24 protein-coding genes are annotated in these 25695 nt (G+C 54.4%); 13 read left to right on the top strand and 11 right to left on the bottom strand.

Annotated elements, in window-relative coordinates; genetic code table 11:
- Window positions 1–31: 31 nt before the first annotated feature.
- The 5 genes from mnmE to rpmH all read right to left on the bottom strand — a co-directional run bounded on the left by mnmE (window position 32) and on the right by rpmH (window position 3895).
- A complete protein-coding gene (gene mnmE / locus GEAM_RS18180) occupies window positions 32–1396 on the bottom strand; it encodes a tRNA uridine-5-carboxymethylaminomethyl(34) synthesis GTPase MnmE (RefSeq protein WP_034794320.1) in 1365 nt (454 codons plus the stop codon).
- Window positions 1397–1518: 122 nt separating this feature from the next.
- Window positions 1519–3153 carry a membrane protein insertase YidC gene (gene yidC / locus GEAM_RS18175; RefSeq protein WP_034794317.1) on the bottom strand — a complete coding sequence of 545 codons (1635 nt, stop codon included), beginning with the start codon at window positions 3151–3153 and terminating at the stop codon, window positions 1519–1521.
- A gap of 2 nt (window positions 3154–3155) precedes the next feature.
- The gene (gene yidD / locus GEAM_RS22855; protein WP_072009927.1) at window positions 3156–3413 is read right to left on the bottom strand and encodes a membrane protein insertion efficiency factor YidD; all 258 of its coding nucleotides are present in this window, start codon (window positions 3411–3413) and stop codon (window positions 3156–3158) included.
- The gene (gene rnpA, locus GEAM_RS18170; protein ID WP_034794314.1) at window positions 3377–3736 is read right to left on the bottom strand and encodes a ribonuclease P protein component; all 360 of its coding nucleotides are present in this window, start codon (window positions 3734–3736) and stop codon (window positions 3377–3379) included. The genes yidD and rnpA overlap by 37 nt, the downstream gene beginning before the upstream one ends.
- A gap of 18 nt (window positions 3737–3754) precedes the next feature.
- Window positions 3755–3895, bottom strand: a complete 141-nt coding sequence (gene rpmH, locus GEAM_RS18165) for a 50S ribosomal protein L34 (protein ID WP_009637487.1) — start codon at window positions 3893–3895, stop codon at window positions 3755–3757.
- A gap of 674 nt (window positions 3896–4569) precedes the next feature.
- Between rpmH and dnaA the strand changes: the two genes are divergently transcribed.
- From dnaA to GEAM_RS18110, 11 genes are all read left to right on the top strand, one after another.
- Window positions 4570–5961 carry a chromosomal replication initiator protein DnaA gene (dnaA, locus tag GEAM_RS18160; RefSeq protein WP_072009926.1) on the top strand — a complete coding sequence of 464 codons (1392 nt, stop codon included), beginning with the start codon at window positions 4570–4572 and terminating at the stop codon, window positions 5959–5961.
- 4 nt (window positions 5962–5965) lie between these two features.
- Window positions 5966–7066, top strand: coding sequence for a DNA polymerase III subunit beta (gene dnaN, locus GEAM_RS18155; RefSeq protein WP_034794306.1), 1101 nt, complete (start codon window positions 5966–5968; stop codon window positions 7064–7066).
- A 9-nt stretch (window positions 7067–7075) separates the two neighbouring features.
- Entirely contained in the window at window positions 7076–8164 is a 1089-nt protein-coding gene (gene recF / locus GEAM_RS18150; protein WP_034794304.1) for a DNA replication/repair protein RecF, read from the top strand.
- Between the two features lie 19 nt (window positions 8165–8183).
- On the top strand, window positions 8184–10598 hold the full coding sequence (gene gyrB / locus GEAM_RS18145; RefSeq protein ID WP_034794302.1) for a DNA topoisomerase (ATP-hydrolyzing) subunit B: 2415 nt from the start codon (window positions 8184–8186) through the stop codon (window positions 10596–10598).
- 243 nt (window positions 10599–10841) lie between these two features.
- The gene (yidA, locus tag GEAM_RS18140; protein ID WP_034794301.1) at window positions 10842–11657 is read left to right on the top strand and encodes a sugar-phosphatase; all 816 of its coding nucleotides are present in this window, start codon (window positions 10842–10844) and stop codon (window positions 11655–11657) included.
- A 181-nt stretch (window positions 11658–11838) separates the two neighbouring features.
- Window positions 11839–12552 (top strand): FadR/GntR family transcriptional regulator, encoded by a 714-nt coding sequence (locus GEAM_RS18135; RefSeq protein WP_128124370.1) that lies wholly within the window; start codon window positions 11839–11841, stop codon window positions 12550–12552.
- Complete coding sequence (locus GEAM_RS18130) at window positions 12549–13448, top strand: 2-dehydro-3-deoxygalactonokinase (RefSeq protein ID WP_034794299.1); 900 nt, start codon at window positions 12549–12551, stop codon at window positions 13446–13448. Before GEAM_RS18135 ends, GEAM_RS18130 begins: the two co-directional genes overlap by 4 nt.
- A complete protein-coding gene (locus tag GEAM_RS18125) occupies window positions 13432–14067 on the top strand; it encodes a 2-dehydro-3-deoxy-6-phosphogalactonate aldolase (RefSeq protein ID WP_034794297.1) in 636 nt (211 codons plus the stop codon). The genes GEAM_RS18130 and GEAM_RS18125 overlap by 17 nt, the downstream gene beginning before the upstream one ends.
- A complete protein-coding gene (gene dgoD, locus GEAM_RS18120) occupies window positions 14064–15212 on the top strand; it encodes a galactonate dehydratase (protein WP_034794295.1) in 1149 nt (382 codons plus the stop codon). The genes GEAM_RS18125 and dgoD overlap by 4 nt, the downstream gene beginning before the upstream one ends.
- Window positions 15213–15437: 225 nt before the next feature.
- The gene (locus GEAM_RS18115; RefSeq protein ID WP_034794293.1) at window positions 15438–16754 is read left to right on the top strand and encodes an MFS transporter; all 1317 of its coding nucleotides are present in this window, start codon (window positions 15438–15440) and stop codon (window positions 16752–16754) included.
- 70 nt (window positions 16755–16824) lie between these two features.
- Entirely contained in the window at window positions 16825–18105 is a 1281-nt protein-coding gene (locus tag GEAM_RS18110; protein ID WP_034794291.1) for a YidR family protein, read from the top strand.
- 91 nt (window positions 18106–18196) lie between these two features.
- On the opposite strand, the gene GEAM_RS18105 is transcribed toward GEAM_RS18110, so the two are convergent.
- A complete protein-coding gene (locus GEAM_RS18105; RefSeq protein ID WP_172468496.1) occupies window positions 18197–18565 on the bottom strand; it encodes a YceK/YidQ family lipoprotein in 369 nt (122 codons plus the stop codon).
- 481 nt (window positions 18566–19046) lie between these two features.
- On the opposite strand from GEAM_RS18105, the gene ibpA reads away from it, so the two are divergent.
- Both ibpA and ibpB read left to right on the top strand, forming a co-directional pair.
- Window positions 19047–19457, top strand: coding sequence for a small heat shock chaperone IbpA (gene ibpA, locus GEAM_RS18095; RefSeq protein ID WP_034794281.1), 411 nt, complete (start codon window positions 19047–19049; stop codon window positions 19455–19457).
- A 122-nt stretch (window positions 19458–19579) separates the two neighbouring features.
- Entirely contained in the window at window positions 19580–20017 is a 438-nt protein-coding gene (ibpB, locus tag GEAM_RS18090; RefSeq protein ID WP_034794280.1) for a small heat shock chaperone IbpB, read from the top strand.
- 77 nt (window positions 20018–20094) lie between these two features.
- On the opposite strand, the gene GEAM_RS18085 is transcribed toward ibpB, so the two are convergent.
- From GEAM_RS18085 to GEAM_RS18065, 5 genes are all read right to left on the bottom strand, one after another.
- A complete protein-coding gene (locus tag GEAM_RS18085; protein ID WP_034794279.1) occupies window positions 20095–21345 on the bottom strand; it encodes a valine--pyruvate transaminase in 1251 nt (416 codons plus the stop codon).
- A 157-nt stretch (window positions 21346–21502) separates the two neighbouring features.
- Window positions 21503–22480: a glyoxylate/hydroxypyruvate reductase GhrB gene (gene ghrB / locus GEAM_RS18080; protein WP_034794278.1), complete on the bottom strand. Its 978-nt coding sequence runs from the start codon at window positions 22478–22480 to the stop codon at window positions 21503–21505.
- A gap of 88 nt (window positions 22481–22568) precedes the next feature.
- The gene (locus GEAM_RS18075; protein ID WP_034794277.1) at window positions 22569–23837 is read right to left on the bottom strand and encodes an MFS transporter; all 1269 of its coding nucleotides are present in this window, start codon (window positions 23835–23837) and stop codon (window positions 22569–22571) included.
- 82 nt (window positions 23838–23919) lie between these two features.
- Window positions 23920–24876, bottom strand: a complete 957-nt coding sequence (locus GEAM_RS18070) for a sugar kinase (protein ID WP_034794276.1) — start codon at window positions 24874–24876, stop codon at window positions 23920–23922.
- Between the two features lie 16 nt (window positions 24877–24892).
- The gene (locus GEAM_RS18065; protein ID WP_034794275.1) at window positions 24893–25642 is read right to left on the bottom strand and encodes a sugar phosphate isomerase/epimerase family protein; all 750 of its coding nucleotides are present in this window, start codon (window positions 25640–25642) and stop codon (window positions 24893–24895) included.
- Window positions 25643–25695: the final 53 nt, after the last annotated feature.

Raw genomic sequence — 25695 nt, 5'->3', positions numbered from 1 at the left:
TGTTCACTTACAAACTTATCGCGTTTCTGGCTTATTTTCCGATACAGAAGCTGGAGAAAATGCGCCCAAGCAGGTCATCCGAGGTAAATTCCCCAGTAATTTCACTCAGCGCCTGCTGCGACATGCGCAGCTCTTCTGCCAGTAACTCCCCGGCGCGCGCGCCTATAAGCTGGTCTTTACCGCGGATCAGGTGTTCAGCCGCCAGTTCCAGCGCCTGCAAGTGACGGCGGCGGGCGAGGAAGCCCCCTTCCATATTGTGATTGAAGCCCATAACCTGTTTCAGATGCTCACGCAGCAGGTCTACGCCGTCGCCGGTGCGCGCCGAAAGGCGAATAAGTGAGTGACCATTCACTTCGGTCATGCCCAGCGTTTCACCTGTGATATCGGCCTTATTGCGCACCACCACAATCGGCAATGTCTCTGGCAGACGGGCCATAAACTCCGGCCAAATTTGCGCAGGCTCGGTAGCGTCGGTGGTGGTGCCATCAACCATAAACAGCACTAAGTCGGCCTGTTCGATCTCATTCCATGCACGTTCGATACCAATTCGCTCAACTTCGTCACTGGCTTCGCGCAGACCGGCGGTGTCAATGATGTGCAACGGCATGCCGTCGAGGTGAATGTGCTCGCGCAGCACGTCACGCGTGGTACCGGCGATGTCGGTGACAATGGCCGCCTCGCGCCCCGCTAACGCATTGAGCAAGCTAGATTTTCCAGCGTTTGGACGGCCGGCTATCACCACTTTCATCCCTTCACGCAGCAGGCTGCCCTGACGCGCTTCGGCACGCACGGCATCAAGGTCGCCGATCACCGTATTGAGCTGGGCTTCAATTTTGCCGTCAGACAGGAAGTCGATTTCCTCATCCGGGAAGTCGATAGCCGCTTCCACAAAGATTCGCAGGTGAGTAAGTGCTTCCACCAAATGATGAACACGGTTGGAAAATGCGCCCTGAAGGGAGTTCACCGCCGAACGCGCGGCCTGCTCGGAGCTGGCGTCAATCAGGTCAGCAATGGCCTCGGCCTGCGCCAAGTCCAGCTTGTCATTGAGGAAGGCGCGCTCAGAGAACTCGCCCGGACGCGCAATGCGCACACCGTCCAGCGAGATAATACGCTTAAGCAGCAAATCGAGGATCACCGGGCCACCGTGGCCTTGCAGCTCCAGCACGTCTTCGCCGGTGAAGGAGTTGGGGCCGGGGAACCACAGCGCGATGCCTTGGTCGAGCGTCGAGCCGTCCACGTCGCGGAAGGGAAGATAGTCGGCGTAGCGCGGCTTGGGCAGCTTACCTAAGATCTCCTGCGCAATCTGGCTCGCCGCGCGGCCGGAAACGCGCAGAATGCCGACTCCGCCGCGGCCGGGAGGCGTGGCTTGGGCAACAATGGTATCTGAGGTGCTCATAGCGAATTATCTCTGTTTTGAATGTACAAAAGGCGATCAAATGATCGCCTTTTCTGTTAATTACACAAGCTCAGAATTTCACAAGATTTGCATTTCAGGGGCCGGAAGCCCCTGAGACTGACTTATGATTTTTTCTTGTCGCGGCTGTGCAGACCACGTTTTTCCAGCCCGCGATAAATCAGCTGCTGCTGGAGAATGGTAACCAAGTTACTGACGATGTAGTACAGCACCAGACCAGATGGGAACCACAGGAAGAACACGGTGAAGATGACCGGCATGAAGGTCATGATCTTCTGCTGCATTGGGTCTGTGACGGTAGTCGGCGACATCTTCTGAATGAAGAACATCGTGATACCCATCAAGATCGGCAGAATGTAGTACGGGTCTTGCGCTGACAGGTCATGGATCCAAAGGGCGAACGGCGCGTGGCGCAATTCAATGGAGCCAGACAGCATGTAATACAGTGCCAGGAAGATTGGCATCTGGATAACCAGCGGCAGACAGCCACCCAACGGGTTCACTTTCTCTGCTTTATACAGCGCCATCATCTCCTGACTCATGCGCTGTTTGTCATCACCAATGCGTTCACGCATCGCGGCCAGTTTCGGCTGCAGCATACGCATTTTCGCCATCGACGTGTACTGAGCGCGGGTCAGTGGATACATGATACCGCGAACAATAAAGGTGATGATGATGATGGAGAAGCCCCAGTTACCGATGAAACCGTGAATGAACTTCAACAGTTTGAACAGTGGCTGAGAAATGAACCACAACCAGCCGTAGTCAACAGTCAGGTCAAGGTGCGGCGCGATGGCGGCCATTTGATCCTGAATCTCTGGACCTACCCACAGGGTAGAAGCCACTTGTTGCTGCGCGCCAGCTTGAACAACAAAAGGTGCACCTTTGAAGCCAACAGCGGAAATGCCGTTATTGGTCGTGGTGTAGAAGTTGTTGGTGTCTTTCGCTGATGGGATCCACGCCGTTGCAAAGTACTGCTGCAACATGGCAACCCAACCGCCCTGAGTGGTGACGTTCAGCGCTTCGCTCTTATCGAACGCGTACTTCTGATATTTGTCATCGCTAGACGAGTAAGCTGCGCCACGGAAAGTATGCAGGGCAAAGTTATTGCTCCCGGTATCTCTGTGCTTAGGCAGCTCGGTGGTTTGGCGCAACTGGCCAAACAGCGTCATTTCAAGTGGGGTAGCCGTGGTGTTGTTGATGTTGTACTCAACATTCACCGCGTAAGAACCGCGCTTGATAACGAAAGTTTTGGTGATCACTGCGCCGTTCTGAGCGGTATAAGTCAGAGGGATACGCAGTTCAGCCTGACCTTCGCCTAAGGTGAAGTTGTCCTGACTTGCTTGATACAGAGGACGTTCGCCGTTAGCCGGGTTGTCTGGGCCGTTTTTGCCCGTCAGACCGCTTTGAGCCTGATAGACGAAATTAGGAGTGGTTTCCAGAAGCTGGAATGGTTCGCTTGAACCCAGAGACGTTGGGTAAGCAGTCAGTAAAGCCTGATCAATGTCACCGCCACGGGTGTTGATGCTCAATGACAGCACGTCAGTGTTGACGGTGATCATTTTGCCCTGTCCGCTGCCAGGAACAGCCTGGTTAGCAGCATCGCCGTTAGCAGTATTCGCAGTCTGTTGCGTGGTCTGATTGGCTGGCTGCGGAGCGTGGTCCGTCTGCCAGGCCTGCCAGATCATGAAAGACACGAACAGCAGAGCGATGAGAAAGAGATTGCGTTGCGAATCCATCGTTAGAGTTCTCTGTTATTGTCGGTTTTCGGCGGCACGGGGTCATCACCACCTGGGTTCAAAGGATGGCATTTTAATACGCGTTTCAATGTCAACCAACTGCCTTTTAACATGCCAAAACGACCAATGGCCTCAATACCGTATTGAGAGCAGGTTGGTCGAAAACGACAATGTGGCCCAAGCAAGGGACTGATAAAAAGCTGATAACCACGTATCAACCCGATCAGGATGCGGGAGCCTGCCGGCAATGTCGACGCCATAATTTCTCCAACGCTTCCGTCAATGCACGATTATCTAGATCGGCGACACCCTTTTTAGCCACTACCACAAAATCCATCGAAGGCAGCTTGTGCTGAAGTAGCCGGAAGCTTTCGCGGGTTAGGCGCTTTATCCGGTTACGCTCATGAGCGCGTTTGACGTGTTTTTTTGCAACGGTGAGACCCATGCGGGGATGCCCCAGCTCGTTCAGGCGGCCGAGTATAGTGATTTGCGGCGTGCCAGCCCGTTGTGGCTGCTGGAAGACGAAAGTGAAATGACGGGGAGTTAACAAACGTAACTCCCTGGGAAAAGCGAGCTTAACCACTAAATAGGTTAGCTTTTATTACTTAGAAGCAGACAGACGGGTACGGCCTTTCGCACGGCGGCGAGCCAGAACCTGACGACCATTCTTGGTGGCCATACGAGCACGGAAACCGTGGCTACGGTTGCGCTTCAATACGGACGGTTGGAAAGTGCGTTTCATAGCGATTTCTACCTAAACTTAAATTATTACTGATCAGTAAACGCGTTGGCTGTCGGTGAAAAAACAACCGATGCCTTTATCGCAACATATAAAGAAGCGGGATTGTAATAACTGTACAGTCCTGAGTCAATTTACATTAGCAGATGTTTACCATATATAGCCCGTGGTCACCGCTTAATCCCATCAGGCTATGACCATCAGGAACACAGGCATCACACGTAGGGCTGAGGATTATACGGACTCCACCCCAAAGCGCAAGGATCGACCGCAGATCCTTGCATTTAGTTATGTGATCTGGCGATCGCCTTGATTAAAAACGCAGCGAATAAATCTGATTTTTTGCAGTGAGTGATGATTCCGACACCTAATTTTTTTAGGATCGGCTAAGCTTACCCACTTGCTGATCGTAGCCTGTGGATAAAAAGGATCTAATCTGTCAGGAAGGGGAGGATCTCTGTGCCGGATTGCGCTATGATCCGCCATTCCGATCGCGATCCCAGCAGGTTCGCTGTCGACAAAACCGTAAAAAGCGGTTCGCACGGTAATTCATATCACTGACAGGGTGATTGAAGACTCAACCCCCGCCACGCCGGGTGGTTCGTGTGTCAAAAATCATGATTTAAAAAATATCCTGATCCTTTTCTTTTTTTGATCTTGTTCGAGTGGAGTCCGCCGTGTCACTTTCGCTTTGGCAGCAATGTCTTGCCCGTTTGCAGGATGAGTTACCTGCCACAGAATTCAGTATGTGGATACGCCCCCTGCAGGCGGAACTCAGTGACAATACGTTGGCGCTTTACGCACCTAATCGTTTTGTCCTTGATTGGGTGAGAGACAAGTATTTAAACAATATCAATGGGTTGCTCAACGATTTCTGCGGCACAGATGCGCCATTATTGCGTTTTGAAGTCGGCAGCAAGCCCCTTATTCAACGCGTTAACCAGCCGGTTACCGCCAGCGTTAGCTCGCCTGCGGCACAGCCTGCGCCACGCCTTGCTCCTTCGCGTCCAAGCTGGGATAGCTCGGCAGCACAGCCTGAACTGTCGTATCGCTCGAATGTGAATCCCAAGCATACTTTTGACAACTTCGTTGAAGGTAAGTCGAACCAGCTGGCTCGCGCTGCGGCACGTCAGGTGGCGGACAATCCGGGCGGCGCTTACAACCCTCTTTTTCTTTATGGCGGCACCGGTCTGGGTAAAACCCACTTATTGCACGCGGTCGGCAACGGCATCATGGCGCGTAAAGCCAATGCCAAAGTGGTGTACATGCACTCCGAGCGTTTTGTTCAGGACATGGTTAAAGCCCTGCAAAACAATGCCATTGAAGAGTTCAAACGCTACTACCGTTCAGTCGATGCACTGCTGATCGATGACATCCAATTCTTTGCTAATAAAGAGCGTTCTCAGGAAGAGTTTTTCCATACCTTTAATGCCCTGCTTGAAGGTAACCAGCAAATCATCCTGACGTCTGACCGTTATCCGAAAGAGATTAACGGCGTCGAAGACCGGCTTAAGTCCCGCTTCGGCTGGGGTTTGACCGTGGCAATTGAGCCACCGGAGCTTGAAACCCGCGTCGCCATCTTGATGAAAAAGGCCGATGAAAACGACATTCGCCTGCCGGGAGAAGTCGCCTTCTTTATTGCTAAACGTCTGCGTTCTAACGTCCGTGAGCTGGAAGGGGCGCTGAACCGCGTGATTGCCAACGCCAACTTTACTGGCCGGGCGATCACTATCGACTTCGTTCGTGAAGCGCTGCGCGATCTGTTGGCGCTGCAAGAGAAGTTGGTCACCATTGATAATATTCAGAAAACGGTGGCCGAGTATTATAAGATTAAGGTTGCAGACCTGCTCTCCAAACGACGTTCTCGTTCGGTAGCCCGCCCGCGCCAGATGGCGATGGCATTGGCGAAAGAGCTCACCAACCACAGCCTGCCAGAAATCGGCGATGCGTTCGGTGGTCGCGACCATACAACGGTGTTGCACGCCTGCCGTAAAATCGAGCAGTTGCGTGAAGAAAGTCACGACATCAAAGAAGATTTCTCTAACTTAATCAGAACATTATCCTCCTAGCGCTATGAAATTTATTGTTGAACGTGAGCATTTGCTAAAACCGCTGCAACAGGTCAGTAGCCCGCTGGGTGGGCGACCAACTTTACCTATTCTCGGCAACCTGCTTTTACAGGTGACTGAGGGTTCGCTGTTGCTGACAGGTACCGATTTAGAGATGGAGATGGTGGCGAAGGTGGCCCTGTCTCAACCCCATGAAGTGGGCGCGACCACCGTTCCGGCGCGTAAATTCTTTGATATTTGCCGTGGTCTGCCAGACGGCGCGGAAATCTCCGTGGCGCTGGACGGCGACCGCATGTTAGTTCGCTCGGGCCGAAGCCGTTTCTCGCTGTCGACTCTGCCTGCGACTGACTTCCCAAATCTGGACGACTGGCAGAGCGAAGTCGAATTCACTTTGCCGCAGGCGACCTTAAAACGCCTGATTGAAGCCACTCAGTTCTCCATGGCGCATCAGGACGTTCGCTACTACTTAAACGGCATGCTGTTTGAGACGGAAGGCGAAGAGCTGCGCACCGTGGCGACCGACGGCCACCGTCTGGCGGTCTGCTCCATGCCTATCGGGCAGGCGTTGCCGTCGCATTCGGTGATCGTGCCGCGTAAAGGCGTGATGGAATTGGTTCGCCTGCTAGATGGCGGCGACGCTCTGTTGCAGCTGCAAATTGGCAGCAATAACATCCGTGCGCACGTCGGTGACTTCATCTTCACGTCGAAGCTGGTTGATGGTCGTTTCCCTGATTATCGCCGCGTATTGCCGAAAAATCCCGACAAAACGCTGCAAGCGGGCTGTGACTTGCTCAAGCAAGCCTTTGCTCGCGCCGCCATTCTTTCCAACGAGAAATTCCGCGGTGTTCGCCTGTATGTCAGCCATAACCAGTTGAAAATTACGGCCAACAACCCAGAGCAAGAAGAAGCTGAAGAGATTCTGGACGTCGGCTACGACGGCACTGAAATGGAAATCGGCTTTAACGTCAGTTACGTGCTCGACGTGCTGAATGCGCTGAAGTGCGAAGACGTTAATCTGCTGCTGACTGACTCAGTGTCGAGCGTGCAGATTGAAGATGCAGCGAGTCAATCCGCTGCATATGTCGTTATGCCAATGAGGCTTTGATCTGAATTAATGGCCCTCACCCGATTACTGATAAAAGATTTCCGCAACATCGAGGCGGCGGATTTAGACCCGTCGCCCGGCTTCAATTTTCTGGTCGGCTCCAATGGCAGTGGTAAAACCAGCGTGTTGGAAGCGGTTTACACGCTAGGGCACGGGCGCGCTTTTCGCAGTTTGCAGGCGGGAAGAGTGATTCGCCACGATCAGGCGGAATTCATCCTGCACGGGCGAATTGATGAAGGCGGCGATCGTGATATTTCCGTCGGGCTAAGTAAAAGCCGTCAGGGTGACAGCAAAGTGCGCATTGATGGCAGCGATGGCCACAAGGTGTCTGAACTGGCCCAAATGCTGCCGATGCAGTTGATCACTCCCGAGGGCTTTACCCTGCTGAACGGCGGGCCGAAGTACCGACGAGCATTCCTCGACTGGGGCTGTTTCCACCATGACCCCGGTTTTTTTATCGCCTGGAGCAACCTACGACGGTTACTCAAGCAGCGCAACGCCGCGCTGCGTCAGGTGAGTCGCTACGCGCAAATTCGTGCCTGGGATCAGGAGTTGATCCCGCTAGCCGAGCGCATTAGCGAATGGCGGGCAGCCTACAGTGACGCAATCGCCGCTGATATCAGCGCGACCTGCGCCCAGTTCCTGCCTGAGTTTGCCCTGAGTTTCTCTTTCCAGCGAGGATGGGATAAAGAGACTGAGTATGGTGAATTGCTGGAGCGCAATTTTGAGCGCGACAGAGCCTTAACCTATACCGCATCAGGCCCGCATAAAGCTGATTTCCGCATCCGTGCCGATGGCACGCCGGTGGAGGATTTACTGTCTCGCGGGCAGCTGAAATTACTGATGTGTGCGCTGCGATTAGCGCAGGGTGAGTTTCTCACCCGACAGAGCGGGCGGCGTTGCCTGTATCTTCTTGACGATTTTGCCTCCGAGCTAGATGCCGACCGACGTCGGTTGCTAGCCGATCGCCTGAAAGCCACCCAGGCTCAGGTATTTGTCAGCGCCATTGCTGCTGAGCAAGTAACCGACATGATGGGTGAAAAGGGCAAGATGTTCCGCGTGGAACAAGGTAAAATAGCCGTTCTATCACAGGACTAAAAATGAGCGAGAAACGTTGATGTCGAATTCTTATGACTCCTCAAGTATCAAGGTATTAAAAGGGCTGGACGCGGTGCGTAAGCGCCCCGGCATGTATATCGGCGATACCGATGACGGCACTGGTCTGCACCACATGGTATTCGAGGTTGTGGACAACGCTATCGACGAAGCCCTCGCTGGCCACTGTAAAGAGATTCAAGTCACTATCCACGCTGACAACTCTGTCTCCGTTCAGGATGATGGCCGTGGTATTCCGACCGGTATTCATGAAGAAGAGGGCGTTTCTGCTGCTCAGGTCATCATGACCGTTCTGCATGCCGGCGGTAAATTCGATGATAACTCGTACAAAGTCTCTGGCGGCTTGCACGGCGTGGGTGTTTCCGTCGTTAACGCCCTGTCAGAAAAACTCGAGTTGGTTATCCGCCGCGAAGGCAAAGTGCATGAGCAAACTTACGTGCACGGCGAGCCACAAACCCCGCTGAAAGTGGTTGGTGAAACTGAAACTACCGGTACCACCGTGCGTTTCTGGCCGAGCTTCCAGACCTTTACTAACCAAACCGAATTCCAGTACGACATTCTGGCGAAACGCCTGCGTGAACTGTCGTTCCTCAACTCCGGTGTGGCAATTCGTCTGCTGGACAAGCGTGACGATAAGAGCGATCACTTCCACTACGAAGGCGGTATCAAGGCTTTCGTGGAATATCTGAATAAGAACAAGACGCCAATCCACCCAACGGTATTCTATTTCTCTACCGTGAAAGACGATATCGGCGTTGAAGTCTCATTGCAGTGGAACGATGGCTTCCAAGAGAACATTTACTGCTTTACCAACAACATCCCTCAGCGCGATGGCGGTACTCACCTTGCCGGTTTCCGCTCTGCGATGACCCGTACGCTGAACGCGTATATGGATAAAGAAGGTTACAGCAAGAAATCGAAAATCAGCGCCACCGGCGACGACGCCCGTGAAGGCCTGATTGCGGTCGTTTCCGTTAAAGTGCCTGATCCTAAGTTCTCATCTCAGACCAAAGACAAACTGGTTTCTTCCGAAGTGAAGACCGCCGTTGAGTCGCTGATGAACGAGAAACTGGTTGATTACCTGATGGAAAACCCAGCCGACGCCAAAATCGTCGTAGGTAAAATCATTGATGCTGCCCGTGCGCGTGAAGCTGCACGTAAAGCGCGTGAAATGACCCGTCGTAAAGGCGCGCTCGACTTGGCCGGTCTGCCGGGCAAGCTGGCTGACTGCCAGGAACGCGACCCAGCCCACTCTGAACTCTACTTAGTGGAAGGGGACTCAGCGGGCGGCTCAGCAAAACAGGGCCGTAACCGTAAGAATCAGGCTATTTTGCCGCTGAAAGGTAAAATCCTTAACGTTGAGAAAGCGCGTTTCGACAAAATGCTTTCTTCTCAGGAAGTTGCGACGCTTATCACCGCGTTGGGTTGCGGCATTGGCCGTGACGAATACAACCCTGACAAGCTGCGTTACCACAGCATCATCATCATGACCGATGCCGACGTCGATGGTTCTCACATCCGTACCTTGCTGCTGACCTTCTTCTTCCGTCAGATGCCTGAAATTATCGAACGTGGCCACGTGTATATCGCTCAGCCGCCGTTGTATAAAGTCAAAAAAGGCAAGCAAGAACAGTACATTAAAGATGATGAGGCGATGGATCAGTATCAAATCACCATCGCAATGGACGGCGCAACCCTGCACACCAATGCCCACGCTCCGGCGCTGGCAGGTGAAGCACTGGAAAAACTGGTTGCCGAACATTACAGCGTGCAGAAGATGATTGGCCGCATGGAGCGCCGCTACCCGCGTGCTCTGTTAAACCGTCTGGTTTACCAGCCAACGCTGAATGAAGCCGATCTTAGCGATCAGGCTAAAGTTCAGGAGTGGATGGAGTCGCTGGTGGCCCTGCTCAATGAGAAAGAGCAGCACGGCAGCAGCTACAGCGCCATTGTGCGTGAAAACCGCGAGCGTCAGATTTTCGAGCCGGTGCTGCGTATCCGTACTCACGGCGTGGATACCGATTACGATCTCGATTTCGAGTTCGTTCACGGTGGCGAATACCGCAAACTCTGTGCCTTGGGCGAGAAGCTGCGCGGCCTGATCGAAGAAGATGCTTTCATCGAACGTGGCGAGCGTCGTCAGCCAATCTCCAGCTTCGAGCAGGCGCTGGAATGGCTGGTGAAAGAGTCCCGTCGCGGCCTGTCAGTACAGCGTTATAAAGGTCTGGGCGAAATGAACCCAGAGCAGCTGTGGGAAACCACTATGGACCCAGAGCAACGCCGCATGCTGCGCGTAACTATCAAAGATGCTATCGCCGCCGACCAGCTGTTCACCACCCTGATGGGTGATGCCGTTGAGCCGCGTCGTGCCTTCATCGAAGATAATGCCTTGAAAGCCGCTAACATCGACATCTAAAAATACCCGGCATCCTTCGCGCCGTCTCGGCGTTGGCTGCCTTCTTTCACCCCGGTCACTTACTTGTGTAAGCTCCCGGGGTTCATTCAGTTGCCGCCTTGATACAGCACGAATGATTTTGGGTATTAAATGATGTGTATAAATGAATCCGGAGTGAGAAATCACTTCGGATTTTTTTTATCCGTGATCAACTCGGCATATCGCGCTAGCATTGGGCCAGATACCGACAATTCAGAGGATGCTATGGCTATTGAATTAATCGCAATTGATATGGACGGCACGTTGCTCAATCCGCAGCATGAAGTGACACCCGCGGTGAAAAAAGCACTGTCCGCCGCTCGCGACAAAGGCGTGCAGATTGTTCTGGCGACCGGGCGTCCGTTCGTTGGCGTGCAGCGTTACCTGATGGAGCTGGATTTGCAGCAAGAGGGTTGTTATTGCATTACCAATAATGGCGCTTTGGTGCATAACGCGCAGGATGGCAGCGTGATTGCCGAAATAGCCATGGATATCCATGATTATCATTACTTTGAGAAGTTGTCTCGCGAGCTGGGCGTTCACTACCACGCGCTGACCCGTACTGAGCTGTTTACCGCCAACCGCGATATCAGCCAGTACACCGTCAATGAGTCGGCGGTCACCGGCATTCCCCTGCATTTCTGCCCGGCAGAAGAGATGGATGCGGCGATGACTTTCCCGAAAGTGATGATGATCGATCATCCCGAGCTGCTCGACCGCGCCATCGCGCAAATCCCTGCTGAAGCTCGAGTGAACTACACCATCATGAAAAGTTCGCCGTACTATCTCGAGATCCTCGATAAGCGCGTGAACAAAGGCGAAGGCGTCAAAGCCTTGGCGGAAAAACTGGGTATTCCGCGTGAAAACGTCATGACACTTGGCGATCAGGAAAACGACATCGCCATGCTGGAATATGCCGGTATCGGCGTGGCAATGGGCAACGCGCTGGACAGCGTGAAAGCCGTGAGCCAGTTCGTGACCAAGACCAATCTTGAAGACGGCGTGGCCTATGCCGTTGAAAAATTTGTATTAAATGTCTGATTTAGACTGATAAACAGGGCGGCCAATGGCCGCTTTTTTTATGCCCGCTAGCTGTCGCCACTTCACACAATTGTTAAGCCAATGTTGCTGATTGTCTAAATTGTGATCTGAATTGTAGTACAACCCAAATTATGGGTACTACAATCGGTCACAAGTTGAATGACTTTTAGCCGGAGATGGCATGGACGTTGTGGTGAATGAAGACAGTCTATTAAGCAAAACTGATCGCATTATTTTGGCATTGGGCGAACAGATTGTGGCGGGAAAATACCCTCCGGGCGCCGCTCTGGCTCCTGAATCTGAGCTATGCGAAGAGTTTCAAACCTCGCGAAACGTTATCCGTGAAGTGATGCGTTCTCTGACCGGCAAACGGCTGATAGACATCAAGCGCTATCGCGGCGCCTTCGTCACTCCGCGCGATCAGTGGAATTTCCTCGATACCGACGTCTTGCAGTGGTCACTGGCGCAGGGCGATAAGCCCGAACTTATCGCCGCCATGAGTGAAATCCGCAACTTAGTGGAACCGGCAATCGCTCACTGGGCCGCCGCGCGCGCCACGGCTGCCGACCTGATGCGTATTGAAGCTGCGCTCAACGACATGGTGGCATTTGCTCAGGAGCGTCAGGCGTTTAACGAGGCCGACGTCCGTTTCCACGAAGCCGTGCTGGCGGCGGTGCATAACCCTATTATGCAGCAGCTCAGCGTGGTCATCAGTTCTCTGCAACGCGCCGTTTTCGAAAGAACCTACATGCCCGACGCCAATAATATGCCGCGCACCCTGCGCGAGCATCAGGCGCTGTACGACGCCATTCGCTTACAACATCCAGATGAGGCGGAGCAGGCGGCGTTAGCCATGATTGCCAGCACCACCCGCCGTTTGCAGGAGATGCCATGAACCACAGCTATATCGCCGTTGACTGGGGCTCCACCAACCTGCGCGCTTGGCTTTATCGCGACGGCAAATGCGTCGACAGCCAGCAGTCGACCGCCGGGGTTACCCGCCTCGAAGGGCGAACGCCGGCGCAGGTTTTCCAGCAACTTATCGCCCCGTGGCAACAGCAGGGTCTGCCGGTCTTGATGGCGGGAATGGTCGGCAGCGACGCGGGCTGGGTGCCAGCGCCCTATCTGCGTTGCCCGATCAGTCTGTCGGAAATCGCCCATCGGCTGACACCTGTCGAGCAGGCTACATCGGCCAATGTGCGCATTATTCCGGGTATTTGCATCGAAAGTGAAGACAACCTCAACGTGATGCGCGGCGAAGAAACCCAGTTGGTGGGAGCCTATGCCACCCACGCCAGCGAGTTTTACCAGCTGCCCGGCACCCACAGCAAATGGGTGCGCCTTGAGGGCGACAGCGTGGTGGATTTCTCTACCGTGATGACCGGCGAGCTGCACCACCTGCTGCTGAACCATTCGCTGATTGGCAGCGGCCTGCCGGAGCAAACTGCCGACAGCGCGGCTTTCGCCAAAGGCATGGAGCAGGGCTTCTACGACAGCAGCCTGATGCGCCGACTGTTTGAAGTCAGGGCCGCGCGAGTGCTGGGAAAACTGGCGAAAACCTCGGTCAGCGACTGGCTCTCCGGCCTATTAATCGGCCACGAAGTGGCACAAATGCAACAACACTACTCGCTCAGCCGAGAGCACGGCCCGCTGGTGCTGGTGGGCAGCCCGGCGTTGACCCAACGTTATCTCCCCGCGCTGAAAATGGCGGGGATTCAGGCCCAAGTTATTGAGGGCGATGCGGCTTTTCAGGCGGGAATAAGGAGCATAGTCAATGAGTTGGAAAACTGAGGTATTCGACGGCGAACTGCTGCCACTGATCGCCATCCTGCGCGGCATCATGCCTGCCGAGGTGGAGCAGCACGTGGAAGTGCTGATTGAGGCGGGCTTCAACGCCATCGAAATCCCGCTGAATTCACCCGACTGGCAAACCAGCATCAAAGCCGTGAGTGCTAAATATGGCGCGCGTGCGCTGATTGGCGGCGGCACCGTGCTAACGCCGCAAAATGTCGACCAGCTCGCCGAATTGGGCGGCAAGCTGGTGGTGACGCCAAATACCTCCGCGCCGGTGATCCGCCGCGCCGTCGAGTTGGGCATGGTGGTCTGCGCCGGTTGTGCCACGGCCAGCGAAGCCTTTACCGCGCTGGAAGCCGGAGCGCAGGGGCTGAAAATCTTCCCCTCTTCCGCCTTCGGCCCGGACTACATCAAAGCACTGAAAGCAGTGTTACCGCCGGAGATCCCGGTGTTCGCCGTGGGCGGCGTCACGCCGGAAAACCTGCATCTGTTTATGGCGGCGGGCTGCATCGGAGCTGGCCTCGGCAGTGATTTATACCGCGCCGGACAGCCGGTTTCGCGCACGCAACAACAGGCACGCGCCTTTATCGACGCCTATCAGGGAGCACTGCAATGAAAATTACCAAACTGACCACTTACCGTCTGGCACCGCGCTGGATGTTTTTGAAAGTCGACACCGACGAAGGCATCAGCGGCTGGGGCGAGCCGGTAATTGAAGGCCGCGCCCGCAGCGTAGAGGCTGCGGTACACGAGCTGAGCGAATACCTGATTGGCCAAGACCCGGCGCGCATCAACGATATTTGGCAAACCCTGTATCGCGGCGGTTTTTATCGCGGCGGCCCTATTTTGATGAGTGCTATTTCCGGTATCGATCAGGCGCTGTGGGACATCAAGGGCAAGGCGCTCGGCGTGCCGGTCTATCAGCTGCTTGGCGGTTTAGTGCGAGATAAAATCAAGGCTTATAGCTGGGTGGGCGGCGACCGCCCGGCGGAAGTGATTGAAGGGATTCGTAAATTGCAGGGCATTGGCTTCGACACCTTCAAGCTCAATGGCTGCGAAGAGATGGGACTTATCGACAGTTCGCGCAAAATCGACGCCACGGTCGCCGTGGTGGCGCAAATCCGCGAAGCCTTCGGCAACAGCATTGAGTTTGGTCTGGATTTCCATGGCCGGGTGAATGCGCCAATGGCAAAAGTGCTGATCAAAGAGCTGGAGCCTTATCGCCCGCTGTTTATTGAAGAGCCGGTTCTAGCCGAGCAGGCGGAATATTACCCGCGGCTGGCCGCGCAAACCCACATCCCGATTGCCGCCGGTGAGCGCATGTATTCGCGCTTCGAGTTTAAACGCGTGCTAGAGCAGGGCGGATTGGCAATCTTACAGCCCGATCTCTCCCACGCCGGGGGCATCACCGAGTGCTACAAAATCGCCGCGATGGCCGAAGCTTATGACGTCACCCTCGCGCCGCACTGTCCGCTGGGACCTATCGCGCTGGCGGCTTGCCTGCACGTCGACTTTGTTTCCCGCAATGCGGTGTTTCAGGAGCAGAGCATGGGCATCCACTACAATCAGGGCGCTGAATTGCTCGACTACGTGGTCAATAAAGAGGATTTCTCGATGGAAGGGGCGTTCTTCCTGCCGCCGTCGAAGCCGGGGCTGGGTGTGGTTATCAATGAAGAACTGGTAATTGAACGCAGCAAGCAGGCTCCCGATTGGCGCAATCCGGTGTGGCGGTATGAGGATGGCTCGGTCGCCGAATGGTAATGCCCGGCATACTTCGAGCTGTAGGGGCGTTGGCTGCGCTCAATTACCCGAATCACTTACTTGAGTAAGCTCATCGGGATAATTTCGCTGGCCGCCTTCCTTCAACTCGAATTATTTAGGGCATAAATAAGTACTCTTTTTAATAAAAATAATACCTACGGGTTTTTATTCCGCTTGGCGGGATAGGGGCTCCCCTACACGTAATTCAACACCAAGGTGCGTACGATGAATAGTGAATTGTACTCCTCGACCATTAAGAAAATGAATATCAGGATCATTCCTTTTATTATGCTGCTGTATCTCATTGCCTATATCGACCGTTCTAATATTTCGGTGGCGGCATTGCAGATGAATGCTGATTTGGCGCTTACAGCGGAAATGTATGGGATCGCCGCCGGGATATTTTATATTTCCTATATTATTTTCGAAGTGCCGAGTAATGTGATTTTAACCCGCGTCGGCGCTAAATTGTGGATTGCCCGCATCATGATCACCTGGGGGCTGTTGGCCGCCGGAATGAGTCTGGTGCAGACGCCGGTGCAGCTCTACGTCATGCGCTTCCTGCTCGGGGCGGCAGAGGCGGGCTTCACGCCGGGGATCATCTATTATCTCTCCTGCTGGTATCCGCGCAGTGACAGAGCACGGGCCATGTCGCTGTTTTATATTGGCGCAGCGCTGGCGTCGGTAGTTGGTTTACCTATTTCCGGCACAATTCTTAATATGCACGGTTTCTTAGGCATTGAAGGTTGGCGCTGGTTATTCCTGCTGGAAGGCATTCCCGCTTTTTTTCTGGGGATAGTGACGTGGTTTTATTTAGATGATTCCCCGCTGAAAGCCAAATGGCTGAGCGAGGCGCAGCGTAATGCGTTAACTCAGCAATTAAATCGTGAAGCGGGTGAGTCAGTAATAAATAAAGATCATCGCTGGTCGGCGGCGTTAAAAAGCAAAAAGGTCTGGGCATTAAGCCTGCTGTGGTTATTACAAGCCTTTGGGACAATTGGTATCACGCTATTTTTGCCGCTGATCGTCAAAGGCGTGGTGTCGGAGCAGAGCAACCTGATTGTTAGCCTGCTGTCGGCGGTGCCTTTCCTTTTCGCCTGTATTTTCATGTATTTGAATGGTCGCCACTCGGACCGCACTAAAGAGCGCGCCTTGCACCTTGGGCTGCCGCTGATTGTGTCGGGCTTGCTGCTGCTCGGGGCGATTTTTACCCATAACTTGGTTCTGGCTTACATCATGCTGGTGCTGACCGTCGGGCTGAACTGGGCCATCACCCCCATCTTCTGGGCGGTGACCACCGAGACGGTAGCGGGGGTGGCGGGTGCTGCCTCCATTGCGCTGATAAACGCCGTGGCAAATATTGCCGGGCTGACCTTCCCGCCGATTATGGGGCGCATCAAAGACGTGACCCACAGCTACGATGCGGCGCTGATTGCCGTGGCCGCCGCGCTTATTTTGGGCGGGCTGTTGGGGCTGGTTCTGGGCCGCAAACGCTCCATGCTGGTGAATGCGGGCAAAGGAGCCATGCCGGCCGCCAAATAGTGTTGTGCCTCAGCAAAAACGTTTACTCTTAGGCAAGGCCGCACAGGGCAGAGAATAAGAGGAAGCAAACGTGGTGGGTGAAAAGCAGTTAACCGACGATGCTCGCGGGCATCAGCTGACCAACATTAACGTCTGGACGCCGGACGGCCAGTGGCTGGTCTATGATGTCCGCCCGCACGGTGGCTCATTCACAGGTTCAACCATTGAGCGGGTGAATGTTGAAACCGGCGAAGTGCAGGTGATTTATCAGGCCACGCAGGCGGCGCACGTCGGCGTGGTGACGACCAGCGCGCAGCCGCCGGTGCGTTATGCCTTCATCCACGGGCCAGAAAACCCGGATCCACAGTGGCAATATGATTTTCATCACCGCCGTGGCGTGATTGTCACAGAGCCAGAAGCCGAGGCGGTGACGCTCGATGCTCTTGATATCACGGCACCTTTCACCCCCGGCGCACTGCGCGGCGGTACCCACGTTCACGTCTTCAGCCCCGACGGCAGCCGTCTGAGCTTCACCTACAACGACCACGTGCTGCACGAGCTGGATTTGCGGCTCGATCAGCGTAATGTCGGCGTCGCGCTCTCTTCCTCAGGCGTCGTTTCTCCTAAGCATCACCCGCGTGAATATGACGGCAGCCACTTCAGCGTGCTGGTGAGCCACACCACGCCGGACCCTCAGCCGGGCAGCGATGATATTACCCGCGCTTATGAAGAGGGCTGGATTGGCGCGGAAGGCTATCTCAAGCCGGACGGCAGCCGCCAACGCTGGGCGCTAGCGTTTATCGGCGACACGCTGTCGGCCAGAGGCGAGAAGCTGCCCGAAGTCTTTGTGGTTGATTTGCCTGAAGATGATGCCAGCTATCGGCAGGCCGGAGAGTTGCCGTTACAGGGCACGGCGGCTTCGCTTCCCGCGCCGCCAAAAGGTGTGCGCCAGCGCCGTATCACGTTTACCGACCAGCAGGCTTTCCCCGGCGTCGCCTTGCAGCCGCGCCACTGGCTGCGCTCCTCCCCCGACGGCTCAAAAATCGCCTTTTTGATGAAAGATGAGCAGGGCGTGGTGCAGCTTTGGACGGTTTCGCCGAACGGCGGCCAGCCGCATCAAATCAGCAGAACCGCCAGCGGAATTCAGTCGGCATTTAGCTGGCACCCGAATGGACAGTCATTGGCACTGGTTTGCGATAATAGCGTGATGGTTTTGGACGCAGTGAGTGGTGAGATGCGCCGCCTGACCGAGCGCAGTCAAATCGCGCCTTGTGGCGATGCGGTGGTGTTTTCCCCCGACGGGTCGAAAGTCGCCTATATGCGCCAGTGCGGCGAGTTTGCCCAGCTTTTTGTGGCGCAAAATATAAGCTAAATAAAGAAGAATTAGGTGAACGATAAAAGCAAAAAACCGGCCCTTACAGTGGCCGGTTTTTTCTTAATCAGAACAGATGAGGCGTGGCAGATTAATTCGACGCCCGTTTTTTCTGCTTAGTCGATTCAGTCATTGGCGGCACGTGGTCAATATCGATGCCGTGGCTTATGGCTAAATTCTGCTCTTCGCTGGCTTTAATGCGATCGCGCGTGTTGAGCTTGTCCTGACGGTAATAATCATAAGGCAGCAAAAGGGTATCGAGCAGCGCGCTAAAAGGCAGATCGACAATCAGCAAGGGCGTCATGGCCCAGCTAGTATCTTCGCTTGAAATCATCGATACGTCGGCGCGTGTCCCCGGATAATAACCTTGATGGCCGCCGGTATGGCTCATTACGCTAGAGCACCCGCTAACCGATAAAAATGCGCATCCCGTCACGAGCGGTAATAAAACTGATTTCATCATGTAAAACTCATCTCATGCTGTCGGGCTGAGGATATTTCATCAACGTTGATTTATATCATTCAGCTAAAAGATTTAAAAAAGCAAAGCGCGGCTCTGTGCTAGCCATCCCAATTTATCTTTCTCATCCTTGAACAGGGTTTATAAATGTTGCTGCGATCTGTCCAAATTATTTCGCTGGGTGATTTTTTTTAGCTTTGCTACAAAACTTATTGAGCCAGTTATAGTGTAAGAGATAACTGAGATCCTGCTGCCAGATGTCAATCTTTATAATGTTTACGCATTGTTTAGACATCCACAGCTCCTTGCAGGAGTGCACTGATAAAAACTTTTCTTTCCCTGACTTGAAAATCTTTTTTCCGTCGCCATTTTTATCATACGACGCAGGAAAAGCATACGCCGACAGGGTATGAAGCGTCGCAGGCCTGTCCATTAGGAAGGTCGTTTAACCGACTCGCTGCATAATCAGGAGAAGTAATAAATGCGTAATTTTGATTTATCCCCACTCTACCGTTCCGCTATTGGTTTTGACCGTCTGTTTAATTTGATCGAATCAGGTCAAAGTCAGGGTGGCGGCTACCCTCCTTATAATGTTGAACTGGTTGATGAAAATCACTATCGCATCGCGATAGCCGTGGCCGGTTTTGCCGAGTCTGAGCTGGATATTACCGCTCACGATAATATGTTGCTGGTTAAAGGCGCGCATAAAGATGCAGCCGCAGAGCGTACCTATTTATATCAGGGCATCGCTGAGCGTAATTTCGAGCGCAAATTCCAGTTAGCAGAACATATTCAAATTAAATCTGCCAATTTGGCGAATGGTTTGCTGTATATCGATCTCGAACGCGTGGTGCCTGAGTCTTCAAAACCGCGTCGGATAGACATTCGCTAATTTCTACCGAACCTTAAGTGTTACCCCATTGCTCGCCGTCAGGGAGCAGCAGCGTCACGCCTATGAATGGCGTGGTGCTTGATGAATAAACATTATCTCGCTTCACAGAAGGAGTTTTAATTATGCGTAACTACGATCTTTCCCCATTACTGCGTCAGTGGATTGGTTTCGACAAACTCGCCAGCTCAATGCAGGGCGCTGAACAAGGCTTCCCGCCATATAACATTGAGAAATCAGACGATAATCATTATCGCATCTCACTGGCGCTGGCTGGTTTCCAGCAGAGCGAGCTGAATATTGAAGTCGAAGGCCCGCGGTTGACCGTCAGCGGCACCCCGGCAGAAACCGATAAAAAAGTGGAATATCTGCATCAGGGGCTGGTGATTAAGCCTTTCAGCCTGAGCTTCACGCTGGCCGAACATATGCACGTGTCGGCGGCCGAGTTCGTCAACGGCCTGCTGCACATCAGCTTGGTGCGCGATGTCCCACAGGCGCTGCAACCGCAGAAAATCGCCATCGGCACTGATAAACCAGCGTTAGAGAATCAACCGGCTGAATAACAGCTAATCGTGGTTGAAATGAAAAAGGAGGACATTACGTCCTCCTTTTTTATGCGAATTTTCAGCAAATCAGCCAATTAACCTTCGGCGTGGGCTCGCTCGACTTCTTCCGCCAGAATTTTCACTCCGCGCTCAATTTTCTCAGCGTCCGGCACGTAGTTCATGCGCATACACTGGTGAGTGTGCGGCCACGGGTGCTCAAGGCCGGGGAAGAAGAAGTGCCCCGGCACCATCAGCACGCCGCGCTGTTTCAGGCGCTGATAAAGCGTTTCAGTGCTAATCGGCAAATCTTTGAACCACAGCCAGAGGAAAATCGCCCCTTCGGGTTTATGAATTAAGCAGCGATCTTCCGGCAAATAGCGGCGCAGCGTGGCGATAGTTTCCTGCACGCGCTGGTAGTAAAACGGCTTAATGACCTCTTCGGAGAGGCGCAGCAGATCGCCGCGAGCAATCATTTCATTGGCGATAGCGGGCCCGACGCTGCCCGGCGCGAGGCTGATAATGCCGTTCATATTGCTGATTGCCGTGATGATTTTCTCATCCGCGATAACAATACCGCAGCGCGAACCCGGCAGGCCGAGCTTGGACAAACTCATGCACAGAATGATATTTGGATTCCACAGCGGCGTGGCTTCGCTAAAGATAATGCTCGGGAAAGGCACCCCGTAGGCGTTGTCGATCAGCAATGGCACGTCGTGCTGCTGGGCGAGGGCGTCGAGGCGCTGTAATTCCTGATCGGTTATCACATTGCCGGTTGGGTTGGTCGGGCGTGAAACGCAGATCAAGCCAACTTCTTCGTTAATGTTCAGATGGTCGAAATCAACGTGATACTTAAACTGGCCTTCCGGCAGCAGCTCAATGTTCGGTTTGGCAGAGATAAACAGGCTTTCGTCCAGCCCGGCGTCGGCGTAGCCCAGATACTCCGGGGCCAGCGGGAACAGCACTTTGGACATCGAACCGTCTGCGCGGCGACCGGCGAACAGATTGAAGAGGTAGAAGAATGCGCTCTGGCTGCCATTAGTCAGTGCAATGTTTTTCGCATCTAACTCCCAGCCCAGCTCTTTCTTCAGCAGTGCCGCCAGTGAGTGGCGCAGCACGTCTTTACCCTGCGGGCCGTCGTAGTTACACAGGGCCTCTGTCAACTTGCCTTCGCTTAACATCTCGGTAAACAGCGTCTGGAAATAGTCCTGCATTTCAGGTATTTGCGCAGGATTCCCCCCGCCGAGCATCACAGCGCCCGGCGTGCGCAGACCTTCATTCATATCACCCATCAGACGGCTAATGCCTGTGGAACGGGTAAATTTATCGCCGAAAACAGAAAACGTCATAGTCAAACTTTGTGTTATCAGAATGTGATTACCACCTTAACGCTTGCTTCAAAACAGTGCAATCAGGTGCAGGTTTTTGCATGAATTACTCCCCCCTCGCAGCGCGAAGGGAGAGGTCAGGTGGGGCGGCTTTTACAGCAGAAATTGCGGGAGAAAATTACTTATTGAGAACCTGCGGGTTGACGCAGTTCTCTTTCACGTCGCCGGTCAGGGCGGCAATCAGGTTGTCCACCGCGCAGGCCGCCATGCCGTAGCGTGTTTCATGGGTAGCTGAGCCAATGTGCGGCAGTGCCACGACGTTTGGCAGGCAGAGCAGTGGCGAATCCTTCGGCAGCGGCTCAGTTTCAAACACGTCCATACCGGCGGCGTGAATGGTGCCGTCCTTGAGTGCGGCGATCAGCGCTTTCTCATCAATCACTGGGCCGCGACCGGCGCTGATCAGGATGGCGCTGGACTTCATCTTCGCCAGTTGCTCTTTGCCGATAGTGTGGAAGGTCTGGTCAGTCAGCGGCAGCAGCACGCAGACGAAATCTGACTTAGCAAGCAGCTCGTCCAGCTCGCACTTTTTCGCGCCAAAACGCTCTTCCGCCGCTTTATGCTGGCTGCGGGCGTTATACAGCACCGGCATGTCGAAGCCGAAGTGGGCGCGCTGGGCGAGTGCCATGCCGATGCGGCCCATGCCGATAATACCGATGGTTTTGTGGTGCACGTCAACGCCGAACCAGTCCGCGCCGATGTTGCTGGTCCATTCGCCCGCTTTGACGCGCTCGGCGACGTTGACCACGCGGCGCGCGGTAGACAGCACCAGCGCCATCACGGTGTCGGCCACGGTGTCGGTCAGCACGGTCGGGGTGTGCATCAGCGGGATTTCGCGGCGAGTCAGCTCGTCCACGTCGAAATTGTCGTAACCCACTGAAATGGTGGAAACGCCGCGCAGGCGCGGAGCGTGGTCCAGCAGCTCTTTGTTCACCGCGCCGCCCGAGCCAATCAGCCCTTCGGCCTGTTGCAGGGCATCGAACACCTTGGCGCGGTTTCCTTCATTAATCCCGTCGAATTCGACAATAGAAAAATGTTCTTCCAGACGTTGATGCAGGTCGGCAGGTAGCTTTTTGTATAAAACGATAGACGGCTTCATTACGGACTCCAGAAACTAATGAATGTACCCAACCTATTGAAATGGTTGGGATAGCGATTTAAAGCTAATGACTAAACATAGCACAGGCCTAGGCCGACTGCGGCTTGGCGGCATCACGCTCCGGCTTGACCATCAGCGTCAATATCACGGAAACCAGTAGCGACACGGCCATGAAAATGAAAGAGGCCGCCGGGCTGCCGGTGTTGCCGTTGAGGTAGCCGACAAACCACGAGCCAAAGAAAGAGCCGAGTGCGCCGAGGCTGTTAATCAAGGCCATTGCGCCACCGGCGACGTTTTTCGGCAGCATCTCAGGGATGATGGCGAAGAACGGGCCATAAGGCGCATACATCGCGGCGGCAGCAACCACCAGCAGCGAGTAGGAGATCCAGAAGTTATTTGGCCCAATCGCCCATGACGCGAAGAACGCCAGCGCGCCAATCAGCAGCAGCGGCCAGACGAAAATCTTACGGTTTTGCATCTTATCCGACGCCCATGACACGACGATCATGGCGATAGTCGCCGCCAGATAAGGCACCGAGGAGAGCCAGCCCGCTTCCACCATGCCCATCTGCATGCCGCTGCGCAAAATCGACGGCAGCCACAGCACGAAGCCATAAACCCCGATACTCCACGCGAAATATTGCATGCAGAGTAAAATCACATTGCGCGACTTAAAGGCTTCCGCGTAGTTATGCACGGCCTTGATGCCTTCCTGCTCCTTGGCTAACTGCGCCGCCAGCGCCTGTTTTTCATCCTGCGTCAGCCAGCCCACCTGCTCTGGTTTGTCCTTCACCAAGAACCACCAGCAGAAGGCCCAAATCACCGCCGGAATACCCTCGAAGATAAACATTTCGCGCCAGCCAAAGGCGTGGATCAGGTAGCCGGAGAGCACCGACATCCACAGCACGGTGACTGGGTTACCCAAAATCAGGAAGGTGTTGGCCCGCGAACGCTCGGATTTGGTGAACCAGTTACTGATATACACCAGCATGGCGGGCATAACGGCGGCTTCCACCACCCCGAGGGCGAAACGGATCACCGCCAGCATCGGGATGTTGTTGACCACGCCGGTCAGTGAGGCAAAACCACCCCACAGCAGCAGGCACCAGAAGATCAGCTTTTTGACGCTGCGGCGTTCGGCGTAAATCGTTCCGGGGATTTGGAAGAAGAAATAACCGAGGAAAAATAGCGCGCCGAGCAGGGAAGACATGCCTTTGGTGATGCCAAGGTCGTCGTTGATGCCCGCGGCCGAAGCAAAGCTAAAGTTCGAGCGATCGACATAAGCCAGACTGTAAGTGATAAACACGATTGGCATGATATACCACCATCGTCTGATGGCAATTTTGGCTTCGTTCATGACATTTATCCTCAGTTTCGCGACTGATTAGTATTATTTGATGTTATATAGGGTGCTAACTAAGTGTAGCAAACAGGGTGTTTTAGGCCTGCTCCAGTTGCTCGCGGGTCGGCAATCCTTCGCTATCGCCCACCGCCTGCACCGCCAGACTGCCAATCTTGTTGCCGCGCTTCACGGCTAGCTCAAGGCTCAGTCCTTCCAGCAGGGCGCTAATCAGCCCAACCGCGAAGCCGTCGCCAGCGCCCACGGTGTCCACCACGTTTTCCACTTTGCAGGCCGCAACCTGCGCCTGTTCGCCGCTGGCGCTTTTAAACCACGCGCCGTCCGGGCCGGTTTTAATCACCACGGCTTTCACTCCCTGTTCGAGGTAGAAATCGGCGATGCCCGCCGGCGTCTGTTGGCCAGTCAGCAGTTGGCCTTCGCCAAGGCCGGGCAGCACCCAGTCCGCAGCAAAAGCTAATGCGTTAATTTCTTTACGCATTTGCTGCTCGCTGCTCCACAGCACCGGGCGCAGATTCGGATCAAACGAGATAGTTTTGCCCGCTTTACGCATCTCGCTGGCGGCGAATTTCGACAGCGCCAGTGAAGTATCGGACAGCGCGGCGGCGACGCCCGACAGGTGCAAATGCCGCGCCGCGCCGAAGTAGTCCGGATTGAAATCTGCGACTGACAAATGGCTGGCTGCCGAGCCTTTGCGGAAATACTCAACGCGCGGATCTTTGCCACCCAGCTCTTTGGATTTGAGCTGGAAGCCAGTGGGAAAACGGTTATCCACCGTCACCTGGCCGGCGTTAATCTGCTCTTTTTCCAACTGCTTAAGCACAAACCGACCAAACACGTCGTCGCCCACGCGGCTGGCCCAGCCGACCTTTAACCCGAGGCGAGACAGGCCGATCGCCACGTTCAACTCAGCCCCCGCCACCTGACGGGTAAACTGGCTGACTTCCTCTAAAGGACCGGTTTCACAAGCGACAAACATCGCCATAGCTTCGCCGACGGTGACCACATCCAGCGCGCCGGGTTGCGACAGTTTCGACATCTTATTGCTCCTTGGCTTAGTCGCGGAGTAAATCCACATAGTGGCGCGTTACGGCGGTCAGATCTTCGCCCACCAGTGGGAATTCGATGCCGCGCGGCGCGTCCTGCGGCAGCTTCGCCAGCAGCGGTTTCCAACTGCCATCGCTGTCGTCGAGAGCCACGGCGTGCCACTTGTCACCCCGTTTTTCGGCGGCTTTGACGTGGACATAGCCCACATGGCTTGCCAGACGATCGGCGGCGGCCATCGGGTCTTGCCCGACCCACAGCCAGTTAGCCATGTCGAAAGTCATCGCCAGAGGTAAATGGCGGGATTCGGCGGCGAACATAAACGAGTTCATCAGTGACAAGATGCCGCAATCCGAAGTCTGGTCGTTTTCCACCACCAGTTTCACCGGACTGGCTTCCAGCGTGACTTTCAGCGGTGTCAGGTCTGCGCCAACGTTGAAATGACCCAGTGCCACTTTCAGGCTGCGCGCGCCGAGCGTTTCAGCTTCTTTTAAAAAGGTCGGCAGCGAAGGGTTCACTCTTCCACCCTCGACAAACAGGGATTCCGGCACTGAATAAACCGTAAATAAATTTTTCTGGCGGATCTTTTCGGCCAATTCAGCCAATGAATGGAGGTCGGCGTCATCAAACAGTTCACGACGGATTTCTACGCCATCAGCCCCGGCGTCGGCAACCACCGACAGCAGCTCCGCCTGCCCGCCCAGCGCCTTCACGTTGTCGTTCCCATAGGCCGCCATCACTACCACAATGTCTCTTTTCATCTTAATAGTCCTTGTAAGAAATGGCCCAGTCACATGGGTCAACGTTCAATTTT

The sequence above is a fragment of the Ewingella americana ATCC 33852 genome, assembly GCF_000735345.1.
In the GTDB taxonomy this organism is placed as follows: domain Bacteria; phylum Pseudomonadota; class Gammaproteobacteria; order Enterobacterales; family Enterobacteriaceae; genus Ewingella; species Ewingella americana.
This window is presented reverse-complemented; position numbering and strand designations above follow the sequence as displayed.

Bases quoted from the DNA above. Each gene is read 5' to 3' on its own strand.
- yidD (WP_072009927.1), bottom strand. From the start codon at position 3,413: ATGGCGTCGACATTGCCGGCAGGCTCCCGCATCCTGATCGGGTTGATA.
- GEAM_RS18105 (WP_172468496.1), bottom strand. From the start codon at position 18,565: ATGAAATCAGTTTTATTACCGCTCGTGACGGGATGCGCATTTTTATCG.
- GEAM_RS18130 (WP_034794299.1), top strand. From the start codon at position 12,549: ATGAACCACAGCTATATCGCCGTTGACTGGGGCTCCACCAACCTGCGC.
- ibpA (WP_034794281.1), top strand. From the start codon at position 19,047: ATGCGTAATTTTGATTTATCCCCACTCTACCGTTCCGCTATTGGTTTT.
- yidC (WP_034794317.1), bottom strand. From the start codon at position 3,153: ATGGATTCGCAACGCAATCTCTTTCTCATCGCTCTGCTGTTCGTGTCT.
- GEAM_RS18125 (WP_034794297.1), top strand. From the start codon at position 13,432: ATGAGTTGGAAAACTGAGGTATTCGACGGCGAACTGCTGCCACTGATC.
- ibpB (WP_034794280.1), top strand. From the start codon at position 19,580: ATGCGTAACTACGATCTTTCCCCATTACTGCGTCAGTGGATTGGTTTC.
- gyrB (WP_034794302.1), top strand. From the start codon at position 8,184: ATGTCGAATTCTTATGACTCCTCAAGTATCAAGGTATTAAAAGGGCTG.
- yidA (WP_034794301.1), top strand. From the start codon at position 10,842: ATGGCTATTGAATTAATCGCAATTGATATGGACGGCACGTTGCTCAAT.
- GEAM_RS18115 (WP_034794293.1), top strand. From the start codon at position 15,438: ATGAATAGTGAATTGTACTCCTCGACCATTAAGAAAATGAATATCAGG.
- ghrB (WP_034794278.1), bottom strand. From the start codon at position 22,480: ATGAAGCCGTCTATCGTTTTATACAAAAAGCTACCTGCCGACCTGCAT.
- mnmE (WP_034794320.1), bottom strand. From the start codon at position 1,396: ATGAGCACCTCAGATACCATTGTTGCCCAAGCCACGCCTCCCGGCCGC.
- GEAM_RS18135 (WP_128124370.1), top strand. From the start codon at position 11,839: ATGGACGTTGTGGTGAATGAAGACAGTCTATTAAGCAAAACTGATCGC.
- GEAM_RS18070 (WP_034794276.1), bottom strand. From the start codon at position 24,876: ATGTCGAAACTGTCGCAACCCGGCGCGCTGGATGTGGTCACCGTCGGC.
- recF (WP_034794304.1), top strand. From the start codon at position 7,076: ATGGCCCTCACCCGATTACTGATAAAAGATTTCCGCAACATCGAGGCG.
- dgoD (WP_034794295.1), top strand. From the start codon at position 14,064: ATGAAAATTACCAAACTGACCACTTACCGTCTGGCACCGCGCTGGATG.
- GEAM_RS18085 (WP_034794279.1), bottom strand. From the start codon at position 21,345: ATGACGTTTTCTGTTTTCGGCGATAAATTTACCCGTTCCACAGGCATT.
- rpmH (WP_009637487.1), bottom strand. From the start codon at position 3,895: ATGAAACGCACTTTCCAACCGTCCGTATTGAAGCGCAACCGTAGCCAC.
- dnaN (WP_034794306.1), top strand. From the start codon at position 5,966: ATGAAATTTATTGTTGAACGTGAGCATTTGCTAAAACCGCTGCAACAG.
- GEAM_RS18065 (WP_034794275.1), bottom strand. From the start codon at position 25,642: ATGAAAAGAGACATTGTGGTAGTGATGGCGGCCTATGGGAACGACAAC.
- GEAM_RS18075 (WP_034794277.1), bottom strand. From the start codon at position 23,837: ATGAACGAAGCCAAAATTGCCATCAGACGATGGTGGTATATCATGCCA.